At 72.2% G+C, this 19,997-nt stretch carries 14 protein-coding genes; 9 read left to right on the top strand and 5 right to left on the bottom strand.

Annotation, left to right across the window (positions count from 1 at the left end; all coding sequences use genetic code 11):
* Positions 1-489 precede the first annotated feature (489 nt).
* Together KF823_11140 and KF823_11145 are read left to right on the top strand one after the other, a co-directional pair.
* Entirely contained in the window at positions 490-2,727 is a 2,238-nt protein-coding gene (locus KF823_11140) for a S9 family peptidase (protein ID MBX3726454.1), read from the top strand.
* Positions 2,728-2,848: 121 nt separating this feature from the next.
* Complete coding sequence (locus KF823_11145) at positions 2,849-5,542, top strand: putative peptide modification system cyclase (protein ID MBX3726455.1); 2,694 nt, start codon at positions 2,849-2,851, stop codon at positions 5,540-5,542.
* On the opposite strand, the gene KF823_11150 is transcribed toward KF823_11145, so the two are convergent.
* Both KF823_11150 and KF823_11155 read right to left on the bottom strand, forming a co-directional pair.
* Positions 5,520-5,786 carry an NHLP-related RiPP peptide gene (locus KF823_11150; GenBank protein MBX3726456.1) on the bottom strand — a complete coding sequence of 89 codons (267 nt, stop codon included), beginning with the start codon at positions 5,784-5,786 and terminating at the stop codon, positions 5,520-5,522. The two genes, KF823_11145 and KF823_11150, sit on opposite strands and share 23 nt — an antisense overlap.
* Positions 5,787-5,995: 209 nt before the next feature.
* Positions 5,996-6,343, bottom strand: coding sequence for an NHLP-related RiPP peptide (locus tag KF823_11155; protein MBX3726457.1), 348 nt, complete (start codon positions 6,341-6,343; stop codon positions 5,996-5,998).
* A gap of 79 nt (positions 6,344-6,422) precedes the next feature.
* On the opposite strand from KF823_11155, the gene KF823_11160 reads away from it, so the two are divergent.
* The 4 genes from KF823_11160 to KF823_11175 all read left to right on the top strand — a co-directional run bounded on the left by KF823_11160 (position 6,423) and on the right by KF823_11175 (position 10,965).
* Positions 6,423-7,625 carry a putative peptide maturation dehydrogenase gene (locus tag KF823_11160; protein ID MBX3726458.1) on the top strand — a complete coding sequence of 401 codons (1,203 nt, stop codon included), beginning with the start codon at positions 6,423-6,425 and terminating at the stop codon, positions 7,623-7,625.
* Positions 7,626-7,720: 95 nt separating this feature from the next.
* Positions 7,721-8,239 (top strand): cytochrome c5 family protein, encoded by a 519-nt coding sequence (locus tag KF823_11165; GenBank protein ID MBX3726459.1) that lies wholly within the window; start codon positions 7,721-7,723, stop codon positions 8,237-8,239.
* 56 nt (positions 8,240-8,295) lie between these two features.
* Complete coding sequence (locus KF823_11170; GenBank protein MBX3726460.1) at positions 8,296-10,089, top strand: ExeM/NucH family extracellular endonuclease; 1,794 nt, start codon at positions 8,296-8,298, stop codon at positions 10,087-10,089.
* Between the two features lie 312 nt (positions 10,090-10,401).
* Positions 10,402-10,965, top strand: coding sequence for a hypothetical protein (locus tag KF823_11175; GenBank protein ID MBX3726461.1), 564 nt, complete (start codon positions 10,402-10,404; stop codon positions 10,963-10,965).
* A 430-nt stretch (positions 10,966-11,395) separates the two neighbouring features.
* On the opposite strand, the gene KF823_11180 is transcribed toward KF823_11175, so the two are convergent.
* From KF823_11180 to KF823_11190, 3 genes are read right to left on the bottom strand one after another with little or no spacing between them, the layout of a single operon-like run.
* Positions 11,396-14,503, bottom strand: a complete 3,108-nt coding sequence (locus KF823_11180) for an efflux RND transporter permease subunit (protein MBX3726462.1) — start codon at positions 14,501-14,503, stop codon at positions 11,396-11,398.
* Positions 14,504-14,540: 37 nt separating this feature from the next.
* Positions 14,541-15,767, bottom strand: a complete 1,227-nt coding sequence (locus KF823_11185; GenBank protein MBX3726463.1) for an efflux RND transporter periplasmic adaptor subunit — start codon at positions 15,765-15,767, stop codon at positions 14,541-14,543.
* Positions 15,764-16,552, bottom strand: coding sequence for a TetR/AcrR family transcriptional regulator (locus KF823_11190; protein MBX3726464.1), 789 nt, complete (start codon positions 16,550-16,552; stop codon positions 15,764-15,766). Before KF823_11190 ends, KF823_11185 begins: the two co-directional genes overlap by 4 nt.
* Before the next feature lie 268 nt (positions 16,553-16,820).
* On the opposite strand from KF823_11190, the gene KF823_11195 reads away from it, so the two are divergent.
* Genes KF823_11195 through KF823_11205 form a run of 3 tightly spaced genes read left to right on the top strand, consistent with a single transcriptional unit; the run spans position 16,821 to position 19,931 of the window.
* The gene (locus tag KF823_11195; GenBank protein ID MBX3726465.1) at positions 16,821-17,492 is read left to right on the top strand and encodes an alpha/beta hydrolase; all 672 of its coding nucleotides are present in this window, start codon (positions 16,821-16,823) and stop codon (positions 17,490-17,492) included.
* Positions 17,485-18,597, top strand: a complete 1,113-nt coding sequence (locus tag KF823_11200; GenBank protein MBX3726466.1) for an AFG1 family ATPase — start codon at positions 17,485-17,487, stop codon at positions 18,595-18,597. Before KF823_11195 ends, KF823_11200 begins: the two co-directional genes overlap by 8 nt.
* Positions 18,594-19,931: a hypothetical protein gene (locus KF823_11205; protein MBX3726467.1), complete on the top strand. Its 1,338-nt coding sequence runs from the start codon at positions 18,594-18,596 to the stop codon at positions 19,929-19,931. The genes KF823_11200 and KF823_11205 overlap by 4 nt, the downstream gene beginning before the upstream one ends.
* Positions 19,932-19,997 lie beyond the last annotated feature (66 nt).

The following is a 19,997-nucleotide window of genomic DNA, read 5'->3' on the forward strand; positions in this document are numbered from 1 at the left end:
CAGCCAGCGCGCGTCTACAACCGGGCATCTGGGGGTTGACATCGAACACAGCTGCTCCCCCGCCTGCGGGGGAGGGGCGGGGGAGAGGGCTGCCCTGATCAGCGCGCGCCGCTGGGCCGGCAACGATGCAGATCATGGCAAGCCCCGGCACTCTCCCCCGGCCCCTCTCCCACAGGGAGAGGGGAGCACAGCGCACTCCGCTCACCGAGCGCCGGGTCCTGGCCCTTGGCCTCGATCCCGGGCTGAGACACGACGTTGATCAGGCCGCCTGGAGAGGGTGCCAGCGTGCGCCGTGGTCGGCTTCGGGCAGCGAGGATGCACGCCGCAAAGAGGGTGTCGCACTGACGGCTGCAGTCGTCCGCCGGGAACGCGCCTGCGCGCGCTTGCGTCCGCCGACGCGCGACGGGTGCCGGGTCCTGAACAGCGCCCCTTGAGTGCCGGCGGCGAAGCGGGCAGGCTGGCGGGCGACGCGACCGGAAGACCCCAGCCATGCGAATCGTCCTTGCCGCCATGACCCTGCTGCTTGCCGCCGGCGCCGCGCCGGCCACCGAACTGACCATCGAGCGCATCTACGGCGATCCGCCACTGGCCGGCCCGACCCTGCGCGGCCTGAAGGTCTCGCCCGACGGCAGCCGGGTCACCTTCCTGCGCGGCCGCGAGGACGACCAGAACCGCCAGGACCTGTGGCAGTACGAGGTCGAAGGCGGCCAGACCCGGCGCCTGGTCGATGCCGACGCCCTGGGCGGCGGTGCCGAGCTCTCCGCCGAGGAGGCGGCGCGCCGCGAGCGCCTGCGCATCGCCGCGCTGACCGGCATCGTCGACTACCTGTACGCGCCGGACGGCAGCGCCCTGCTGTTCCCGCTGGACGGCGCCCTGTGGCACTACCCGCTGCCCGACGGACCGGCCCGGCGCCTGGCCGATGCCGCCGACGGTTTCGTCACCGATCCGGCGATCTCGCCGGCCGGCGACCGCGTCGCCTTCGTGCGCAAGCAGAACCTGCACGTCGTCGATCTTGCCGACGGCGCCATCCGCGCCCTGACCATGGACGGCGGCGGCACGGTCAGCAACGGCAGCGCCGAGTTCATCGCCCAGGAGGAGATGGACCGCCACGAGGGCTACTGGTGGTCGCCGGACGGCAGCCGCATCGCCTTCGCGCGCGTCGACGAGTCGCGCGTGCCGCTGCAGCGGCGCTTCGAGATCCAGGCCGGCGGCGTCGACACCGTCGAGCAGCGCTACCCCGGCACCGGCCAGGACAACGTCGACATCCAGCTCGGCGTGGTCGAAGTCGCCGCGCAGCAGCCGCGGCCGCAATGGATCGACCTGGGTCCCAGCACCGACATCTACCTGGCGCGTGTCGACTGGCGTCCGGACGGGCAGGCCGTGTGGTTCCAGCGCCAGAGCCGCGACCAGCGCCGCCTGGAGCTGATCGAGGCGACCCTGGCCGACAACCGCCAGCGCGTGCTGCTCACCGAGACCGCCACCACCTGGGTCAACCTGCACAACGACCTGCGGCCCTTGCCCGACGGCGGCTTCCTGTGGAGTTCCGAGCGTGACGGCTGGCGGCACCTGTACGTGCACGGCGCCGACGGCGGCCGGCAACGCCAGCTCACCCGCGGTGAGTGGGCGGTCGACGCGGTGCTGGCGGTCGATGCCGGGGCCGGTACGGTGTGGTTCGCCGGCAACCGCGACGACGTGCTCGGCCGGCAGGTCTTCGCCGTGCCGCTGGCCGGTGGCGAGGCGCGCCGGATCAGCAGCGGCGAGGGCTGGCACGAGGCGGTGTTCGCCGGCAACGGCGCGGTCTGGATCGACACCTGGAGCGACCCCGCCAACCCGCCGCAGGTGCGCCTGCGCGACGGCGAGGGTGCCGAGGTCGCGGTACTGCTGGGCAATGCCGTCGAGGGCGACCACCCCTACGCGGCCCTGCGCGAGGGCCATGTCCTGCCCGAGTTCGGCACCCTGCCCGCCGAGGACGGCAGCGCCCTGCACTGGCGCATGTACAAGCCACCGGGTTACCGCGCCGACCGCCGCCACCCGGTGTTCGTGCGCTTCTACGGCGGCCCGGGACGGCAACTGGTCAACCGCGCCTGGGGCGACCTGTTCGACCAGTACATGGCGCGCCGGGGCTTTGTTGTGTTCAGCCTGGACAACCGCGGCACGCCGCGCCGCGGCAAGGCCTTCGAGGACGCCCTGTTCCAGCGCATGGGCGATATCGAGGCGCGCGACCAGCGTGCCGGCATCGACTGGCTGCGCGGCCGCGACGACGTCGATCCGGCGCGGATCGGCGTGTTCGGCTGGAGCTACGGCGGCTACCTGGCGCTGATGATGCTGGCCAAGCATTCCGACGTGGTCGCCGCCGGCGCCGCGGTGGCGCCGGTCACCGACTGGATGCTCTACGACACCCACTACACCGAACGCTACATGGACCACCCGCAGCGCAACGCCGAGGGCTACGAGGCCGGCGCCCTGTGGCCGCACCTGGACGGCCTGACCTCGCCCCTGCTGCTGGTGCACGGCATGGCCGACGACAACGTGCTGTTCACCCACAGCACCGAGCTGATGGCGCGCCTGCAGCAGCGCGGCACCGCCTTCGAGCTGATGACCTACCCCGGCGGCAAGCACGGCCTGTCGCAGCCGTGGATGCGCGTGCACGTCTACCGGGCGATCGCGGACTTCTTCGAGCGGCGGCTGGGGCCGGTCGAACCGGGCGGCCTCCCCGCCCGTCCGTAGCGGTGCGCCGGAGCGGGCGGAAACGGCGCCCGTCCGCGCCGTCCGCGCCGCCGGCAGTGGCAAAACGCTAAAAAGGGGACCACAATCGGCTGTCCATCCCTTACGGGCAGCCCATCCGGCCGTGAACGCCCCCGCGACAGCCAGCGCCACCGTCCCGCAGAACGCGGTCGCGGTGCTGCGCACGCTGGTGGTGTTCGACCTGGTCGATTCCACGGCCCTGGTCGAGCGCCTGGGCGACCAGCGTTCGGCGCAGGTGTTCCGGCGCCACGACCGCATGGTGCGCGGTCTGATCCGCGAGCACGGCGGCCAGGAGATCGACAAGACCGACGGTTTCCTGCTGATGTTCGACCGGCCGATCCAGGCGGTCGGCTTCGCCCTCGACTACCAGCGCGCGCTGCGCCGCTTCGCCGCCGACGAGCAGGTGCCGATGGCGGCGCGCACCGGCATCCACGTCGGCGACGTGGTCACCTGGCCCAACAGCGCCGAGGAGATCGCCGGTGGCGCCAAGCCGGTCGAGGTCGAGGGCCTGGTCAAGCCGGTCGCCGCCCGCCTGATGGGCCTGGCGCTGCCCGGGCAGATCCTGCTGTCCGGCGTCGCCTACAGCATCGCGCGCCGTGCCGAGGGCGAACTCGGTGCGGCGCTGGCGCGGGTCCTGTGGGTGGCCCATGGCCGGTTCCGCTTCAAGGGCGTGCCCGAGGCGGTGCCGGTGCACGAGGTCGGCGAGACCGGCATCGCGCCGCTCAAGGCGCCGGCCTGGTCCGGCAAGGCGCATCGCGAGGTGCCGCTGTGGCGACGCCCGGCGATGCTCGCCCTGGAGGCGGCCGCCCTGGTGCTGGCGATCGCCCTGCCGCTCTACCACCTGTTCAAGCCGCAGCCGGCGATCGCGTTCACCGCGCGCGACTGGGTGGTGGTGGCCGACCTCAACAACCTGACCGGCGAGGTGCGCTTCGACGAGTCGCTGCAGCAGGCGTTCCGGATCGGCCTGGAGCAGTCGCGCCACGTCAACGTGCTGGGCAACCTGCAGGTGCGCAACGTGCTCGAGCGCATGCAGCGCGACCCGGATTCCCTGGTCGACCGCAGCACCGGCGCCGAGGTCGCCGTGCGCGAGGGCGCCCGGGCCCTGATCCTGCCCAGCGTCGCCGAGGTCGGCGGCCGGGTCCGCTTCACCGCCGAGGTGATCGATCCGCGCACCCAGGCGACGGTCTGGGCGGAGTCCGCCGACGGCGCCGGCCTGGCGTCCGTTCTCCCCTCGGTGGACGCCGTCACCCGCCGCCTGCGCGGCCGCCTGGGCGAGGCGATCGGCGCGATCAGCGAGGCCTCGGAGCCGCTGGAAAAGGCGGCGACCGCCGACCTGGACGCGCTGCGGGCCTATTCGCTGGCGAGACGGGCCTATGAGCGCAACGAGCATGCCCATGCCGTCGCGCTGATGCGCGAGGCGATCGCCATGGATCCTGGCTTCGCCCTGGCCCGGCTCTGGTTGGCCGTGGTCCTCCAGGACCGGAACGACTCACTCAGCGAGGCCCTGTCCCTGCTGGCCGGCCTGGACGAGCACAGTCGCCTGGCGCAGCGAGACCGGCTGCGCCTGGAGGGGGTGAGGGCAAACCTGACTTTGCCCCCCGAAGAAGCGATCGGGCGCTGGCGAAGGATGGCCGAATTGTATCCCGACGATTTCCAGGCCCACGGTCAGCTTGCCTATCGGGCCTGGCTGGACGCCAACGACCTGGACCTGGCGGTCGCCGCGGTCGAGCGCAATGCGGTCAGCCAGAATCCGAATGCCGGGATCGGGCACTACATGAGGGCGATGCTGGCCTTGGCCCAAGGGGATTTCCAGGTTGCCCAGCAGCGCTTCGACCTGGCAAACGCGGCAGGCCTGGTCAGCGAGAACGAGTACGCCGCCTTCGTACACGCCGCTCGTGGCAACTACGCCGAGGCCTATGCGGCGCTGGATGCCGGTCGCGCCTCAGGCGATGCCATTTCCAGCTTCGGCGTCAGCCTGAGTCGGGCCCTTCTGACCGCCGATGCCGGCGATTTGGAGGGAGCGGCTGTAAAACTCGCAAGCATCGCAGGCGGCCAAGTCAGTGCCAGCACCGCACCGGATGACGCGCTGCAGCTGGCCGAACTCTACCTGGACTGGCTGCGTACCGGCGATGCGGACAGGGTGACGGCGCGTCTGAGGGCGGTGGCCCGGCGCGTGCCGGATCCGACGCTGACCTTGCCAAGGGATCGGGCGGTGGCAGTGCGGCGAAAGTCCGCCGCGGCCTGGTTGGCCACCCGGTTGGGCGACTCCACGCTGGCGCGGACCCTGCTGGGCGAAATTGAGCCGGGCTTCCACGGCGCCGGTTGGCCGGAACTCGATGCCCGCATCGATCTTGCACGTGCGCGCCTCGCACTGTTGGAGGGAGATCCCGAGCGGGCCATCGGATTGCTCCAGCCGCATCTGGATGGAACCGAGTTCTGGCTGCAGCGTCACGCCCTTGCCGAGGCGTTCTATGCCGCCGGGCGCAAGGAAGAGGCGCGAGAGCAGGTTGGCTGGTTGCTCGCTCATCGGCATCGAGCCTGGGCCGATGTGCATGGCACCCGGATAACCCATTTCCCCGGAGTTCTGGAAAGCCGTCTGGTTCGCCTGATGGCGGCCGAACACGAACTCGCGGCCGCCAATGAAGCGCTCGCCAAGGAGCACCTGGAGCGCTTCTTGGCGGAGTGGTCGGAGTCGGGTCTCGGTTCTGCCTTGCAAAGACGAGTAAGAGCAATCCGAGACGGTCTGAGGGCCGTGGAGGCGACCCCATCCGGCCTCAGCCGATCTGAGGCGTCTTGAACTCCATCGCCGCCGCGAACGCGCTGCCGCCAATGTCCTCAAGCAGTGCCGCGAAGGCTTCCTTGGACGCAATCTTTCTTGGCGCGCAGCAGGTCTGATCCAGCGACTTGCAGGCCCCAGGATCGATGCCGACCTCGGCCATCGCCGACGTCGGGTCGGCCTGGAAGCGATCACGGAAACCATCGTCGGAAGCCAGGCGCTTGATCAGGGCGACGCCCTGCTCGGTCGGCAGCGAAGCACTCATGGTGGAACCTCCCCGGGTGGCGGATGCCGCCGATGCGGCGGCTGCAAGTCCTCGGCAGTCTAACCGGCGCCGGGAATGCGTCAACCATGCAGACGTGCGCGGCTGGCGCCGTTGCGGTTGGCGCGCAGGAAGGGGGTCGGCCCCGGAGTTGGAGACGGGCCGGCATCAGGCCGGCAAAGCCTTGATGCCGGCGCCACGCAGGCGGCGGGTCAGCCGACCTTGGGTACCCGGAACTCCAGCGCCTGCGCGAAAGCCTGGCCCTCGACATCGTCCAGCAGCGCCTGGAACGCCGCCTTCGGTGCCAGCGCGCGTGGCCAGAAGCAGATCATCCGGAGGCTGTGCAGCGTCGTCTCGGAAACGCCGATCTCGCGCAGGCAGGCGCGCGGATCGACCTCGTAGCGGGCACGGAAGGCGTCGTCGTCGGCCAGTCGCGCCATCAGCACCAGTCCCTGAGCCGGGGAGATGGCGCCGGCCGCAGTGGTCGGGGCGAGCGGATCGGATGTGGCACCATCGGCGGCCCAGGCGGCAGGCAGGTCGGTGAAGGCGGTTGCGTCCATGACGGTGGAAACTCCTCGGTTGGCGAATAGGGGCAGAGTATTGCCGTTCCCACGATCAAATAACGTGAACCCGTAGACTATGCGCCTGCGTCGCTGCCACGCCCTGCTGATCGAGCCGCGCGAAACGCGTGAAATCGACCTCCACGCCCTGGTCGCCGGCCAGCCGCGGCTGCTGGCCCGGCGCCGCTGGCTGGCCCTGGCCGCGCACCTGGACGCGGAGACCGAAGTCGATGCCGCGGCCCTGGCCCTGCTGGGCGCGGTCTCCCCGCAGGACTGGAGCGACCGCGACGAACTGCTGGCCGCCGGCCACGACCCTGCCACCCTCGACGCCCTGCACGCGGCCGGCCTGCTGCTGGCGCAGGACCAGGACGATGCCGTGGCGCGTGCCGACCAGTCGGTCCGCGACGGCCACTGGCGCGGCCTGTCGGCGGTGGCGCACCGGCACCTGCGCTGGCGCGGCATCGACACCCGCTCCGCCCATGCCGACGACGGCGTCGACGCCGATGGCGCCCTGGCCGCCAAGCGCCTGGCGCGCATGGGCCCGCCGCCACCGGTCGTGCAGCCGCGTTGCCCGCCCGAACATCGCCAGGCCTTGCCACCGGCGCAGGCCGGCGCCCTGGACGCGCTGCTGGCACGCCGGGTCACCTGCCGGAACTTCGACCCGGCCCGGCCGCTGCCGCTGGCGACCCTGGCCAGCGTGCTGTCGCGCGTGTACGGCGCGCGTGCGCACAGCGAGGTCACCGGCGTGCCGGTTCTCAAGAAGAACGTGCCCTCGGCGGGCGGCCTGCATCCGGTCGAGGCCTACCTGCTGGTCCGGCGGGTCGAGGGCCTGGCGCCCGGTCTGTACCACTACCACGCCGTCGAGCATGCCCTGGAACCGCTCCAGGCGCTGGACCTGGCGCAGACAGCCGGTCTGGCCGAGCGTTTCGTCGCCCACCAGGCCTGGTTCATCGAGGCGCCGGTGCAGGTGGTGCTGGTCGCCCGCTTCGCCCGCACCTTCTGGAAGTACCGCAACCACGCCAAGGCCTGGCGGGCGATCAACCTGGATGCCGGCCACCTGTCGCAGCTGCAGTACCTGGTCGCCACCGAGCTGGGCCTGGCCGCCTTCATCACCGCCGCGATCAACGAAGGCGAGATCGAGGATGCCTTCGGCCTCGATCCCATGGCCGAGGGCGTGCTGGCGGTGACCGGCTTCGGTCACCGCGCCGCCGCCATGGACCAGCTCGAGTTCGACCCCCTGGCCAGCGTCTGGCCCAGTCCGAGCCCCGCCGCCCGGACCTGAGCGGACGGAGGCTTCCCCGGCCCGCCCCGGGCCTGCGCCCCGCCGCTGGTATACTGCGCGGCGCTTTCAGGCCCGAGCAGCCGAGACCCTTCGACGTGAACAGCTACGACATCGTCTTCCTGAAGAAATTCGCCTCCCTGATCGCCGGGTTCGTGGTGTTGACCGTGGTCCTGATCGTGGTCGCGCTGATCGTGCACGGCGGCGCGAAGTCCGGCGATCCGGCGCCCGAGCAGGTCGCCGCCGTCGAGGCCCGGATCGCGCCGGTCGGCGCGGTCTATGCCGGCGAGTCCGGCCAGATGGCGCGCGCCGCCGCCGCCGCGGCGGCCGCGGCCGCCGCCCAGCAGCAGGTCGCCTACGGCGGCACCCTGGACGGTGGCCTGATCTACGAGCGCCTGTGCCGGACCTGCCACGACACCGGCGCCGGCGGCGCCCCGAAGATGGAAGCCGCCGCCTGGACCGCGCGCCTTGCGCAAGGCCGGGAAACTTTGGTCCGCCACGCGATCGAGGGCTACGAGGGTCCGGACGGCATCATGCCGCCGCGCGGCGGCAATCCCTCGCTGACCGACGAGCAGGTCGCCGCCTCGGTCGACTGGATGATCGACGCGGTCAACTGATGCGCGCCTGGCCGCCAGCCCGGCACCGACGCCGCCGCAGGGCGGCGTTGTCGTCTGTGGCCCTGCTGGTCCTGGCCGCGCTGGCCGGTTGCTCGCGGGACCGCGATACCGCGCCCCTGCCGGCCCCGCCACGCGAGGTACGGTTCGCCTGCGGCGAGCCCGCCACCGCCATCGCCGGCCTGCCGCGCACACGTGGCCAGGGCATCGCCCAGCTCGGCCGGGTCGAACTGGAAGCGGTGGTGGTCGCCGATTTCCGCGACGGCCTGGGCGGCTTCGTGTTGCAGAGCGCGGCCGGCGACGACGATGGCGATGCCACCACGCCTGAAGGCGTGTTCGTCGCCCACGATCCCGGCCGCGGCCCGGTGCGCATCGGCCAGCGCCTGCGCGTGCGCGGCCTGTGGGCGCGCAGCGACGATCCGGCCGAGTCCGAATGGGCGCTGCGCGACGTCACCGACCTGCTCGACTGCGGCCCCGGCGAGCTGCCGGCCGCGCTCGAGCTCGCCGAGCCGCCGGCCGACTGGGCGGCGCTGTCGGGGATGCGCGTGCGCCTGCCCGGGCCGCTGGTGATCTCCGGCAACGACGGCCTGCTGCGTTTCGGCGAGCTGCTGCTGGCCTTCGAGGGCCGTCTGTACGCACCGACCGAGCTGGCCGCGCCGGGCCGCGCCGCGCGCCGGCAGGAACAGCGCAACCGCCGGCGCAGCCTGGTGCTCGACGATGCCCGCCTGGACCCCTGGCCACGCGCCCTCGCGCACCTGCCGGCGCCGCCCTCGGCGCGCAGCCCCTACCGGGTCGGCAGCACCGTCGAGGGCATCGAAGGCGTGATCGAGCGCCGGCACCGCGCCTGGCGACTGCAGCCCACCGGTCCGGTGGCGCGGGTGAACCAGGCGCCCCGCCCGCAAGCGCCGGCACGCAGCGACGGGGCGGTGCGCGTCGCCGGCTTCAACGTGCTCAACTTCTTCAACGGCGACGGCCGCGGGGCCGGCTATCCGACCGCGCGCGGCGCCGCCACCCCAGGCCAGCAGCGCCAGCAGCGCGACAAGCTGGTCGCGGCCCTGCGCGCCCTGGACGCCGACATCGTCGCGGTGATGGAGGTCGAGAACGACGGCGGCGGTGCCGACAGCGCCCTGGTCGAGCTGGCCGGCGCGCTCGCCCAGGGACGCGGCAGCGGCGACTGGCAAGGACTGGACCACGGCCGGCCGCGGCTGGGCAGCGACGAGATCGCGGTGGGCCTGCTGTACCGGGCCGACCGCGTGCGTCCGCTGGGCGACGCCCATGCCCTCGAGGAACCCCCGTTCGACCGCGGCAGCCGGGTGCCCCTGGCCCAGGCCTTCGTGGCCGGCGACGACGGGGTGCCGTTCACCGTGGTGGTCAACCACTTCAAGTCCAAGGGTGGCTGCGACCGCGCCGAGGATGCCGACGTGGACCAGGGCGATGGCCAGGCCTGCTTCAATGCGTTGCGCGTCGCCAGCGCGCGTCGTCTGGCGGACTGGCTGGCCACCGATCCGGCAGGGACCGGTGCCGGCCAGGTGCTGGTGATCGGCGATCTCAACGCCCATGGCCGCGAGGCGCCGCTGCGGGTGCTTACCTCGGCCGGTTGGACCGACCTGCTCACAGGCCGCGATCCGCCGGCCTGGACCTACGTGTTCCGCGGCCAGTCCGGCCGCCTCGACCACGCCCTGGCCGGTGGCGACCTGGCGGCCAGGGTGCGCGCCGCCGGCACCTGGGCGGCCAACGCCGACGAACTGCCCGGCTTCGAGTACGCCGCCGAGACCGGCGGCCGGCGCCTGTACGCCGCCGATCCCTGGCGCAGTTCCGACCACGATCCGGTCTGGGTCGACCTGACGCCCTGAGCCGAAGCGGGCGTCCGCCGTCGAGCGGTCGCAGCGCCACGCTTCGCGCTCACCCTGTCGGAGCCCGAGTCGACAGTGCGGCGACTCGATCCGTCCCGGCCCCCGTCAGCGCCGTCGTCTCTGACCGCCATCCGCACGCGGGCGCCGACCGCGTCCCGATACCCCCTGTCTGCCCCCAGCCGGCTTCCCCGCCGCACGAGCGAGGCCCCTGTCGTCCTCAGCGTCCGATACCGGTACCCGGTCCCCGGTCCCCGGTCCCCGGTCCCGAGTCCCGAGTCCCGAGTCCCGAGCCCCGAGTCCCAAGACAGAACAATGACCCTCCGCCCCGCCCTCGTCCTGCCCTTCCTCCTCCTTCTGACGGCCTGTGCCGGCACGGCACGGGTGGCCACCACGGCACCGGCACCGGCGCCGGAATCGGCCCGGCCCAAGGCACTCGTGCGCGACGACATCATCATCGTCGCCCAGCCCACCGCCGAAGACCTGGCCGCCTGGCGCGCCGACGGCGTGCGCTCGGTATTCAACGTGCGCACGCCGGCGGAGATGGCCGATCGCAAGGTGGTGCCCTTCGACGAGGCCGCACTGGCCGCCGAACTGGGGTATGCCTACGCCGAGCACGGCATCGCCGGCAGCCAGGGCTACCGTCCCGAAATCCTGGATGCATTCGCCGCTGCCGTGGCGGCGGGCGACGGACCGGTGCTCCTGCACTGCGGCACCGGCGCGCGCGCCGGCCTGCTGTACGCGGCCTACGCGGTGAAGTACCTGGGCCGCTCGCCGGACGAGGCGATGCGCGACCTCGAACCGCTCGGCCTGTGGCCGCTGCCGCTGGAACGCCTGACCGGCCTGCCGTTGCGGCTCGAGTCTATCGAGCAGCCCTGATACGCCAGCCGCGCCCCGCGCCAATCCCCGGATCGCGGGTCGCGGTCCCGGCACCTGCCCGCCCCCGCCTGCTGCCATCCTGACCCGCGTCGTACCCCGGCCCCGGTTCGGAGCCAGGTCCGTCATCCGCTCCACGCCGCGCGCCGCCAGCGCCGCGGCACCGCACTTCCCCCCGCCCCCGCTTGCGGGGGGTGGGGCCGGGGAGAGGGCCGCCCCGGCCAGCGCACGCGCCGGGAGCGACGACGGTGAAGATCATGGCCAGCCCCGACCCTCTCCCCCGGCCCCTCTCCCGGAGGGAGAGGGGAGCAGAGCGCGCTCCGCTCAATGAGCCCGGATCCCCGATGCTCGGTCCCCGGTCCCCGGTCCCCGGTCCCCGAGTCTCGAGCCCCGAGTCCCGAGTCCCGGGTCCCGGGTCCCGAGTCCCGACAACTCAGACCCCGACCGGCTCCCCGTGGCCCTGCGGCGGCAGCGTCTCCAGCGTGCCGCCGTGGTCGCGTGCCAGATACAGGTACATGGCCGGCAGCACGAACAGGGTGAACGCGGTGCCCAGGGTCATGCCGCTGGCGATCACCAGGCCCATGGCGAAGCGCGAGGCGGCGCCCGGGCCGGTGGCGATCAGCAGGGGCACCATCGCGAACACCAGCGCGGCGGTGGTCATCAGCACCGGCCGCAGGCGGATCGACGCCGCTTCCTCGATCGCCGCCCGCTTGGCCAGTCCCGACTCGACCTGCAGCTTGTTGGCGAACTCGACGATCAGGATGCCGTGCTTGGAGATCACGCCGACCAGGGTCAGCAGTCCCACCTGGGTGTAGATGTTGAGCGTGGTCAGTCCCAGCGACACGAAGATCATCGCGCCGCAGATCGCCATCGGCACCGTGATCAGCATGATCAGCGGGTCGCGCCAGCTCTCGAACTGCGCGGCCAGCACCAGGTAGATCACCACGATCGCGAAGAAGAAGGTCATCATCAGCGCCGACCCCTCGGTCTTGAACTGGCGCGACTGCCCGGCGTAGTCCACCGAGTAGCCCGGCGGCAGCACCTCGGCGGCGGCCTGCTCGAGGATGCCCAGCGCCTCGCCCAAGGTGACGCCCGGCCGCGGCACCGCCGAGATGGTCACCGCGTTGAGCTGCTGGAAGCGCTTGAGCTGCTGCGGCTGCACGCTTTCCTGCAGCGTCACCAGGGTCGACAGCGGCACCAGGTCGCCGCTGCGGGCGCGGGTGTAGAAGCTGCCGAGCTGGTCCGGGTTCAGGCGATCGCTGCGCTGCACCTGCGGGATCACCCGGTACGAACGGTTCTCCAGCGCGAAGCGGTTGGCGTAGCCGCCCGACAGCATCGCCGCCATGTCGGTGCTGAGCGTGCGCATGTCGATGCCGAGCAGGGCCGCCTTGTCGCGGTCGACCAGGATCTCCACGCGCGGCTTGTCGATCTTCAGGTCGGTGTTGAGGAAGATGAACTTGCCGCTGCCGTAGGCGCGGCCAAGGATCTCGCCGGCCAGTTCCTGGATCACCTCCAGGCTGCCGGTGCCGCCGACGATGAACTCCACGGGCGTGCCGCCGCCGCCGGCGGTGGGCAGGGCCGGCGGGATCACCGCGAAGCTGTTCAGCGCGGCGATCTCGCCGATCCGCGGCTGAATGTCCTGTTCCAGCACCTGCTTGGTGCTGCGCTCGCGCTCGCTCCAGGGTTTGAGCACGAAGCCGCCGATCGCCGAATTGGTCGAGCCGCCGCCGCCGCCGCCGAAACCGTTGATCTGGAAAATGTTCTCGACCTCGGGCACTTCCTCGGCGATGACCACCACCTCGTCGGTGTAGCGCTGCAGGTAGTCCAGGGTGCTGTACGGGTCGCTCTCGCCGACGAAGAACACGAAGCCCTGGTCCTCCTCGGGGGCCAGCTCGCTGGGCGAGGTGACGAACAGGAAGTAGGTGGACACCAGGATCAGGGCGCCGAACACGGCGATCACCGATTTGGTCTCCAGGGCGCCGTGCAGACGCCGCAGGTAGGCGCGCCGCAGCGACTCGAACCGGGCATCCAGCCAGGCCGCCAGCCGGCCCTGGCCGGCGTCGTGCGGCTTGAGCAGGAAGGCGCACATCATCGGCGACAGGGTCAGGGCGATCACGCCGGACAGCAGCACGGCGCCGGCCAGGGTGAACGCGAATTCGATGAACAGCGCGCCGGACAGGCCGCCCAGGAAGCCGATCGGCAGGTACACGGCGATCAGGGTGGTGGTCATCGCCACCACCGGCCAGGCCAGCTCGCGGGCGCCGCGGAGGGCAGCGTCCTTGGGTCGCATGCCCTCCTCGATGTGCCGGTGGATGTTCTCCAGCACGATGATCGCGTCGTCGACGACGATGCCGATCGCCAGCACCATCGCCAGCAGGGTCAGCAGGTTGATGGTGAAGCCCATCAGCAGCATCAGGAACAACGCGCCGACCAGGGACAGCGGCACCGCGATCGCCGGGATCAGCACGCTGCGCAGCGAGCCCAGGAACAGGAAGATCACCACGATGACGATCAGCACCGCCTCGACGATGGTGCGCACCACCTCGCCGATGGCGTCCTCGATGTAGCGGGTGCTGTCGTAGGGGATGGCGCCGTGCATGCCCTCGGGCAGCTGCGGGATGATCTCGCCGTCCCAGACCTCGCGCACGGCGCGGATCACATCCAGGGAATTGGCGTCCGGCGACACGAACACGCCGATGAAGGTGGCCTTGTCGCCGTTGAACTGCACCGAGCTGCCGTAGCTCTCCGATCCCAGCTCGACGTCGGCCAGGTCGCCCAGGCGGACGATCGCGCCGTCCTGCTCGCGCACCACCAGCTGCCGGAATTCCTCCTCGTTGCGCAGGTCGGTGCGCGCGGTCAGGTCGATCGACACCATCTGGCCCTTGGTGGCGCCGACCGCCGACAGCACCGAGTTGTTCTGCAGGGCCGCCCAGACGTCGCTGGCGGTGACCCCCAGCGCCGCCATCCGGTCCGGGCGCAGCCACACCCGCATGGCGAAGCTGCCGCTGCCCAGGATCTGCGCGCGCTGCACGCCGGGCAGGGTGGCCAGCTTCGGCTCGACCACGCGCACCAGGTAGTCGGTGATCTGGTTGTTGCTGAGGATCTCGCTGGAGAACGACAGGTACATGGCGGCGATCTGCTCGCCCTGCTGCAGCTCGATCACCGGGTCCTCGGAGGCCGCCGGCAGCTCGCCGCGCAGCTTGTTGACCTTGGCGGCGATCTGGGTGAGCGCCTCGTTGGGGTCGTAGTCCAGGCGCAGGTAGGCCTGGATCTGGCTGATCCCGGCGGTGGAGCTGCTGACCAGGTAGTCGATGCCCTCGGCGCTGGCGACCTCGCGCTCCAGCGGCGTGGTGATGAAACCCTGGATCAGGTCGGCGTCGGCACCGAAGTAGGCGGTGGTGACGTTGATCACCGCGTTCTGCAGTTCCGGGTACTGGCGCACGTTCAGCTCGCTGCCGGCGCGCAGGCCGAGCAGCAGGATGAACAGGCTGACCACGCTGGCCAGCACCGGCTTGTTGACGAAGATGTCGGTGAACTTCATGGGCGGGGGCGCCTCCTGGCGATGCGGTGGCGCGGGCTCAGCGGTTGTCCGGGGCCGGATCGGCCTCGGCGGTCGGTTCGACGCGGTCGTTGATCACCACGGTGGCGCCGTTGCGCAGCTTGAGCAGGCCGCTGGTGGCGACCCGTTCGCCCGGCCGCAGGCCCTCGAGCACCGCGACCAGGTCGCCGCGGCTGGCGCCGGTGCGGATGAAGCGCTGGCTGACGGTCAGGGTGTCGCCCTCGACCTGCACCGGGGGCGACGCCTGGCCGGGACCTGCGACATCGCTGTCGCCGCCCGCGGAAGCCACCTGGCTGCTGCCGATCACGTACACGGAGTTGCCGTAGGGGTTGAAGCTGACCGCCGTCTGCGGGATCACCACCACCGTGCGTGGTTCGCCCAGGCCGGCGGCGACCCGTGCCGAGGTGCCCGGGCGCAGCAGGCCGTCCGGGTTGGCCAGGGTCGCCTGCACGCGCACGTTGCGGGTGGCGACGTCGACCTCGGGTTCGATGGCGGTGACCGTGCCCTCGAAGCTGCGCCCCGGCGCGGCGTCGACCTGGGCGCTGACCGGCAGGCCGGTACGGATATCGGCCAGGCGCTGCTCGGGCACGCTGAAGTCCAGGTGGATGGGATCGAGCGACTGCAGGCTGACGATCGCGTCGCCGGGGTTGAGGTACTGGCCCAGGTTGACCCGGCGGATGCCGAGCCGGCCGGCGAACGGCGCGCGGATGGTCTTGCGGGCGATCAGGGCGCGCTGCGCCTCGACCTGCGCCTGCAACTGCTCGACCTCGCTCTCGCGCTGGTCGAGGTCGGCGCGGGCGACCAGCTTGCGCTCCTCGTACAGCTCGCGGAAGCGGTCGCGCTGGGTGACCGCCAGGCGCAGGCCGGCCTCCAGTGCGCGCAGGCTGGCCAGCTCGGTGCTGGCTTCGAGTTGCAGCAGCACCTCGCCGCGCGCGACCTGCTGGCCGGACTCGAAGCGGATCGCACTGACCACGCCCGCGGCCTCGGTAGTGACCCGGGTGCCGTTGACCGCGGCCAGGCTGCCGACCGCGCCCAGGCTGTCGCCCCACTGTTCCTGGCGAACCACGGCGGCGCTGATCGAGGCCGGCGGCATCGGCATGTTGTCCATCGCCTGGTTCATCATCTTCGACCCGTACCACTTCAGGCCGAAGATCGCGCCGAACACCGCGCCGACGACGATCAGCATCAGGAGCATGCGCAGGGCGGTGGAACGGTGCGGCTGGACGGTGCGGTCGCGTCGGTTCATCGGGAAGCTTCCGTGGCAGGGCTGGAATCGGGGGCGAGGCGGCGCGCGTGCGCCGCGCAGACGGGAAGGGGCAGGTCGAATACGTGCCGGCACAGGCGCTCGACCTGGGCGGCCACCGCGGCATCGTCGACCGGCGCCATCAGGGGCAGCCAGCCGTAGCCGTTGAGCAACAGGTTGAGCTGCTTGAAAAGCAGCCGGTAGGGCTGGCTGACCTCGTGGCTGTCGAGCAGGCCTTCGGCATGGGCGAGGGTGTGCATGCCCAGGCACTGGCACCAGGCGCCGAGCACCAGCTCGCGCGCGGCCATGCCGTGGGTGTCGGGCAGGTCGCCATCGGCGATCGCCCGCGCGACGATGCCGTCGAGCAGGGACTGGATCGGCGCGGTGGCATCGAGCATGCGCTGCCGCTGCCGGGGCGAGGCGGCGTTCCAGACCACTTCGGTCAGCACGTACTGTTGCAGGCGGAACAGCTCCGGCGCCTGTTCCTGGGCCAGGGTGTCGGCCACGGCGACCGCCAGCAGGCGCTCGCGGCTGGGCCCGTTCCATGCAGCGGCGCGCGCGAACAGGCCGAGCCGGCTTTCGGCATTGCCCGTGGCCAGCGCCAGCAGCAGGTCTTCCTTGGTGTCGAAGTGCAGGTACAAGGTGCCCACGGCCAGCCCGCAGGCGCGCGCCAGCCGGGACATCTGCAGGGTCAGCAGGCCCTCGCGCTGGAGCAGCTCCCGGGCGGTGTCCAGGATCAGCTGTTCGCGCCGCGCCATGGCTTGCTGGCGGTCTGGGTGGATTGCCATACCAGTGGGTTCAGGAAAGGGGCGCGATTGTGAATCCGATTCACGGCGACCGCAAGTGCCTTCCGCGGGCGCCGGCACGACGTTCAGCCGCGGTTGGCGTGGTGCCGGGCGGCCAGGCCCCTGCGCTATAGTCATCGGCACGTGAACAGCGCCCTCGCCCCGTTTCCGCCGGTCGGCTCCCTGACCGTCGCCCGCGACCTGCCCGGCACCCGCCCGTGCCCCGGGCGGTGGCGGCTGGCTGCGCTGCGGGTACGGAGCGGCTGAAGCCATGACCATCGCCGACCGCTTCCCGGCGCAGTCCGGGGAACTGACGCTGGCCGGCCCGGCGGGCGCCATCGAGGCCATGATCGAGCTGCCCGAGCCCGACAAGACCCGTGCCGGCACCGCGATCGTCTGCCACCCGCATCCCCTGCACGAAGGGACCATGCACAACAAGGTGGTGACCATGACCGCGCGCAGTCTGCGCGAGCTGGGCCTGGCAGTGCTGCGCTTCAATTTCCGCGGTGTCGGCGCGTCCGCCGGCGGCTACGACGACGGTGCCGGCGAGGCCGACGACGTGCGTACGATCGCCGCCTGGCTGGAAGAAGTCCGGCCCGGCGACCAGCTGTGGCTGGCCGGCTTCTCGTTCGGCGCCTACGTGGCCGCCCGCGCCGCCCAGGACCTGCCGGTGCGGCAGCTGATCAGCATCGGTCCGGCGGTCGAGAACTTCGACATGGCCGGACTGCGCCGCCCCGACTGCCCGTGGCTGGTGATCCAGGGCGAGGAGGACGAGGTGGTCTCGCCGCAGGCGGTGTTCGACTGGGCGGCGACCGTGAAACCGCCGGTGCAGCTGATCCGCATGCCGGAAACCGGCCACTTCTTCCACCGCCGTCTGATGGACCTGCGCGGCGCCCTGAAGAACGCCGTCAAGGGCAACCTGCCGCCGCTGCGCGATGCCTGAAGCGCCCACGGCGGCGCCCTCGGCCGCCTGGCAGGCCGGCGTCGAGGCCGGCCGCTGGCAGGACGACCCGGCGCAGCGCCGGGTGCTGCCTTACCTGGACCGCCTGCATGGGCAACTGCTCGCGCCAGCGCGCACCGGCCTGCTGGCGCGTCTGCGTCCCGGCGCCACCGTGCCGGCGCCACGCGGCCTCTACCTGTGGGGCGGGGTCGGCCGCGGCAAGACCTTCCTGGTCGACCTGCTGGCGGGTCAACTGCCCACGGGTACGGTGCAACGCCGCCACTTCCACCGCTTCATGGGCGAAGTCCACCAGGCCCTGCGCGAGCTGCGCCTGTCCGGGGTCGCCGACCCGCTACCCAGGTTCGCGCAGTCGCTGCGCCGCCAGTGCCGGCTGCTGTGCCTGGACGAGTTCCTGGTGCACGACATCGGCGACGCCATGCTGATGGCCGGCCTGCTGCGCGGCCTGCACGGCGCCGGCGTGGTGCTTGCGACCACCTCGAACACGGCGCCGGCGGACCTGTACCGCGACGGCCTGCAGCGCAACCGCTTCCTGCCGGCGATCGCCCACCTGGAGACGCAGTGCGAGGTGGTCGAACTGGTCTCCGACACCGACCACCGCCTGCGCAGCCTGCGCCAGGCACCGGTCTACCTGGTCGAGCCAGACAGCGCGCGCGCCGATGCCGCCCTGGCGGCGCGCTTCCAGTCGCTCGCGCCGGGCCCGGTGCAGCACGATGGCGCGCTCGAGGTCGAGGGCCGCGCGATCCCGGCACGGGCACTGGCCGATGGCGTCGCCTGGTTCGACTTCGCGGTGCTCTGCCAGGGGCCGCGCGCGGTCGCCGACTACCTGGAGCTGGCGCGCAGCTTCAACACGGTGCTGATCGGCGGCGTCCCGGCGCTGGGCCCTGCGCACCTCGACGACGCCGCGAAGCGCATGATCCACCTGGTCGACGCCTTCTACGACCACAAGGTCAAGCTGCTGGTGGCGGCCGCCGCACCGGCCGAGGCGCTGTACCCGGACGGCCGACTCGCCGGCCAGTTCCAGCGCACCGCCAGCCGCCTGATCGAGATGCAGGATGTCGCCTATCTGGCGCTGGAGCACCAGCCGTGACCTGGCGCCCGCCGCCGGCGGCCTGGACGGCGCTGGCCGCCTTCGCCTGCTGCGCCTGGCTGTTCTGGCCCGGCTACGTGAGCTTCGACACCGCGCACCAGTGGTACCAGGTGCGGCACGGCCAGTTCAGCGACCACCACCCGCCGCTGATGGCGCTGCTCTGGCGGGGCACCGAACCGCTGCTGCCCGGGCCGGCCGGTCCCCTGCTGGTCCAGCTCGCGCTGTGGTGGACGGCGATCGCCCTGGCCGCCGCCAGCGTTTTTGGGCGCGCGCGCAGCCAGGTCGCCGCGGTGCTGCTGGCCGGTGCGGCGCCGCCGTTGTTCGGCCTGCTCGGCCACGTCTGGAAGGACGTCCTGCTGATGGCGGTGCTGGCGCTGGCGGCCGCCCTGATGCTGGCGGATGCCGGTCGGACCAGGGCTCGGCGCGGCCCGCTGTTGGCTGCCGCCGGCTGCCTGCTGGCGGTGGCCGCGCTGCGCCACAACGGCCTGGCTGCCGCCCTGCCGCTGCTGCCCTGGCTGATCTGGCGGGGAAGCGCCGGTCGCCTGCGCGGCCTGGGCCTGCTGGTGCCGACGCTGGCGGCGACCCTGGTGCTGGCGGTGCTCGCGCAGTTGCCGGCGCGGCATCCGGCCGTGCAGCGCGTCGAGTTCTGGCCGACCCTGGCGCTGTGGGACCTGGCCGCGGTCTCGCTGGCGACCGGCGCGATGCAGGTGCCGGTGACGCTGCGCAAGGGCGAGGTGGCGGTCGAGGACCTGCGCCCGCACTTCCGGCCCGACAACAACGTGCCACTGTTCGCGCCCGGGCTGTTCAAGCTGTCCCTGCTGGAGCCCTACGACGAGGCCGAGCGGCAGGCCTTGCGCCAGGCCTGGCTGGCGCTGCCCTGGCGCGCGCCGGGGGCGTACTGGGGCCATCGCTGGCGCCTGGCGCGCATCCAGCTCGGCCTGCCACCGGCCGGGCTGGGTCCCCCGCAGGCGTTCTCGCCCGGTCATGTCGCGCTCGCCGACAACCCGCCGTTGGCGATTCCCGAAGACCCGGTGCGCCAGGGCCTGGCGCGGATCCTGGCTGCGGCCGCCGGCCATCCGCTGGTGGCGCCCTGGCCCTGGCTGCTGGCGGCGATGGTGCTGGCGGTGGTCTTCTGGCGGCGCCGTGCCCGGGACCCGCGGGCCTGGCTGGGCCTGGCCCTGGTCGGCTCGGCCTGGGCCTATGCCCTGCCGCTCGCGGCTTTGGCGGCGAGCGCCGAGCTGCGTTACCTGGGTCCCAGCCTGGCCCTGGTCGCCCTGGCCGGCATGGTGGCGCTGGCACCCGCCACGACGCGCACGGGACGGGCCCGGCCATGAGCAGCGCCGGTTTGCCGTCAGGAGTGGTTGGCGGCACCCGTCGGCGGGGCACGGCAGACGCGCCGC

The organism is Lysobacterales bacterium (assembly GCA_019634735.1).
In the GTDB taxonomy this organism is placed as follows: Bacteria; Pseudomonadota; Gammaproteobacteria; order Xanthomonadales; family UBA2363; genus Pseudofulvimonas.

What these genes read in the sequence shown, in the direction of transcription:
- KF823_11140 (MBX3726454.1), top strand. Translation starts at nt 490, where the DNA reads ATGCGAATCGTCCTTGCCGCCATGACCCTGCTGCTTGCCGCCGGCGCC.
- KF823_11150 (MBX3726456.1), bottom strand. Translation starts at nt 5,786, where the DNA reads ATGAGTGCTTCGCTGCCGACCGAGCAGGGCGTCGCCCTGATCAAGCGC.
- KF823_11155 (MBX3726457.1), bottom strand. Translation starts at nt 6,343, where the DNA reads ATGGACGCAACCGCCTTCACCGACCTGCCTGCCGCCTGGGCCGCCGAT.
- KF823_11160 (MBX3726458.1), top strand. Translation starts at nt 6,423, where the DNA reads ATGCGCCTGCGTCGCTGCCACGCCCTGCTGATCGAGCCGCGCGAAACG.
- KF823_11175 (MBX3726461.1), top strand. Translation starts at nt 10,402, where the DNA reads ATGACCCTCCGCCCCGCCCTCGTCCTGCCCTTCCTCCTCCTTCTGACG.
- KF823_11180 (MBX3726462.1), bottom strand. Translation starts at nt 14,503, where the DNA reads ATGAAGTTCACCGACATCTTCGTCAACAAGCCGGTGCTGGCCAGCGTG.
- KF823_11185 (MBX3726463.1), bottom strand. Translation starts at nt 15,767, where the DNA reads ATGAACCGACGCGACCGCACCGTCCAGCCGCACCGTTCCACCGCCCTG.
- KF823_11190 (MBX3726464.1), bottom strand. Translation starts at nt 16,552, where the DNA reads ATGGCAATCCACCCAGACCGCCAGCAAGCCATGGCGCGGCGCGAACAG.
- KF823_11195 (MBX3726465.1), top strand. Translation starts at nt 16,821, where the DNA reads ATGACCATCGCCGACCGCTTCCCGGCGCAGTCCGGGGAACTGACGCTG.
- KF823_11200 (MBX3726466.1), top strand. Translation starts at nt 17,485, where the DNA reads ATGCCTGAAGCGCCCACGGCGGCGCCCTCGGCCGCCTGGCAGGCCGGC.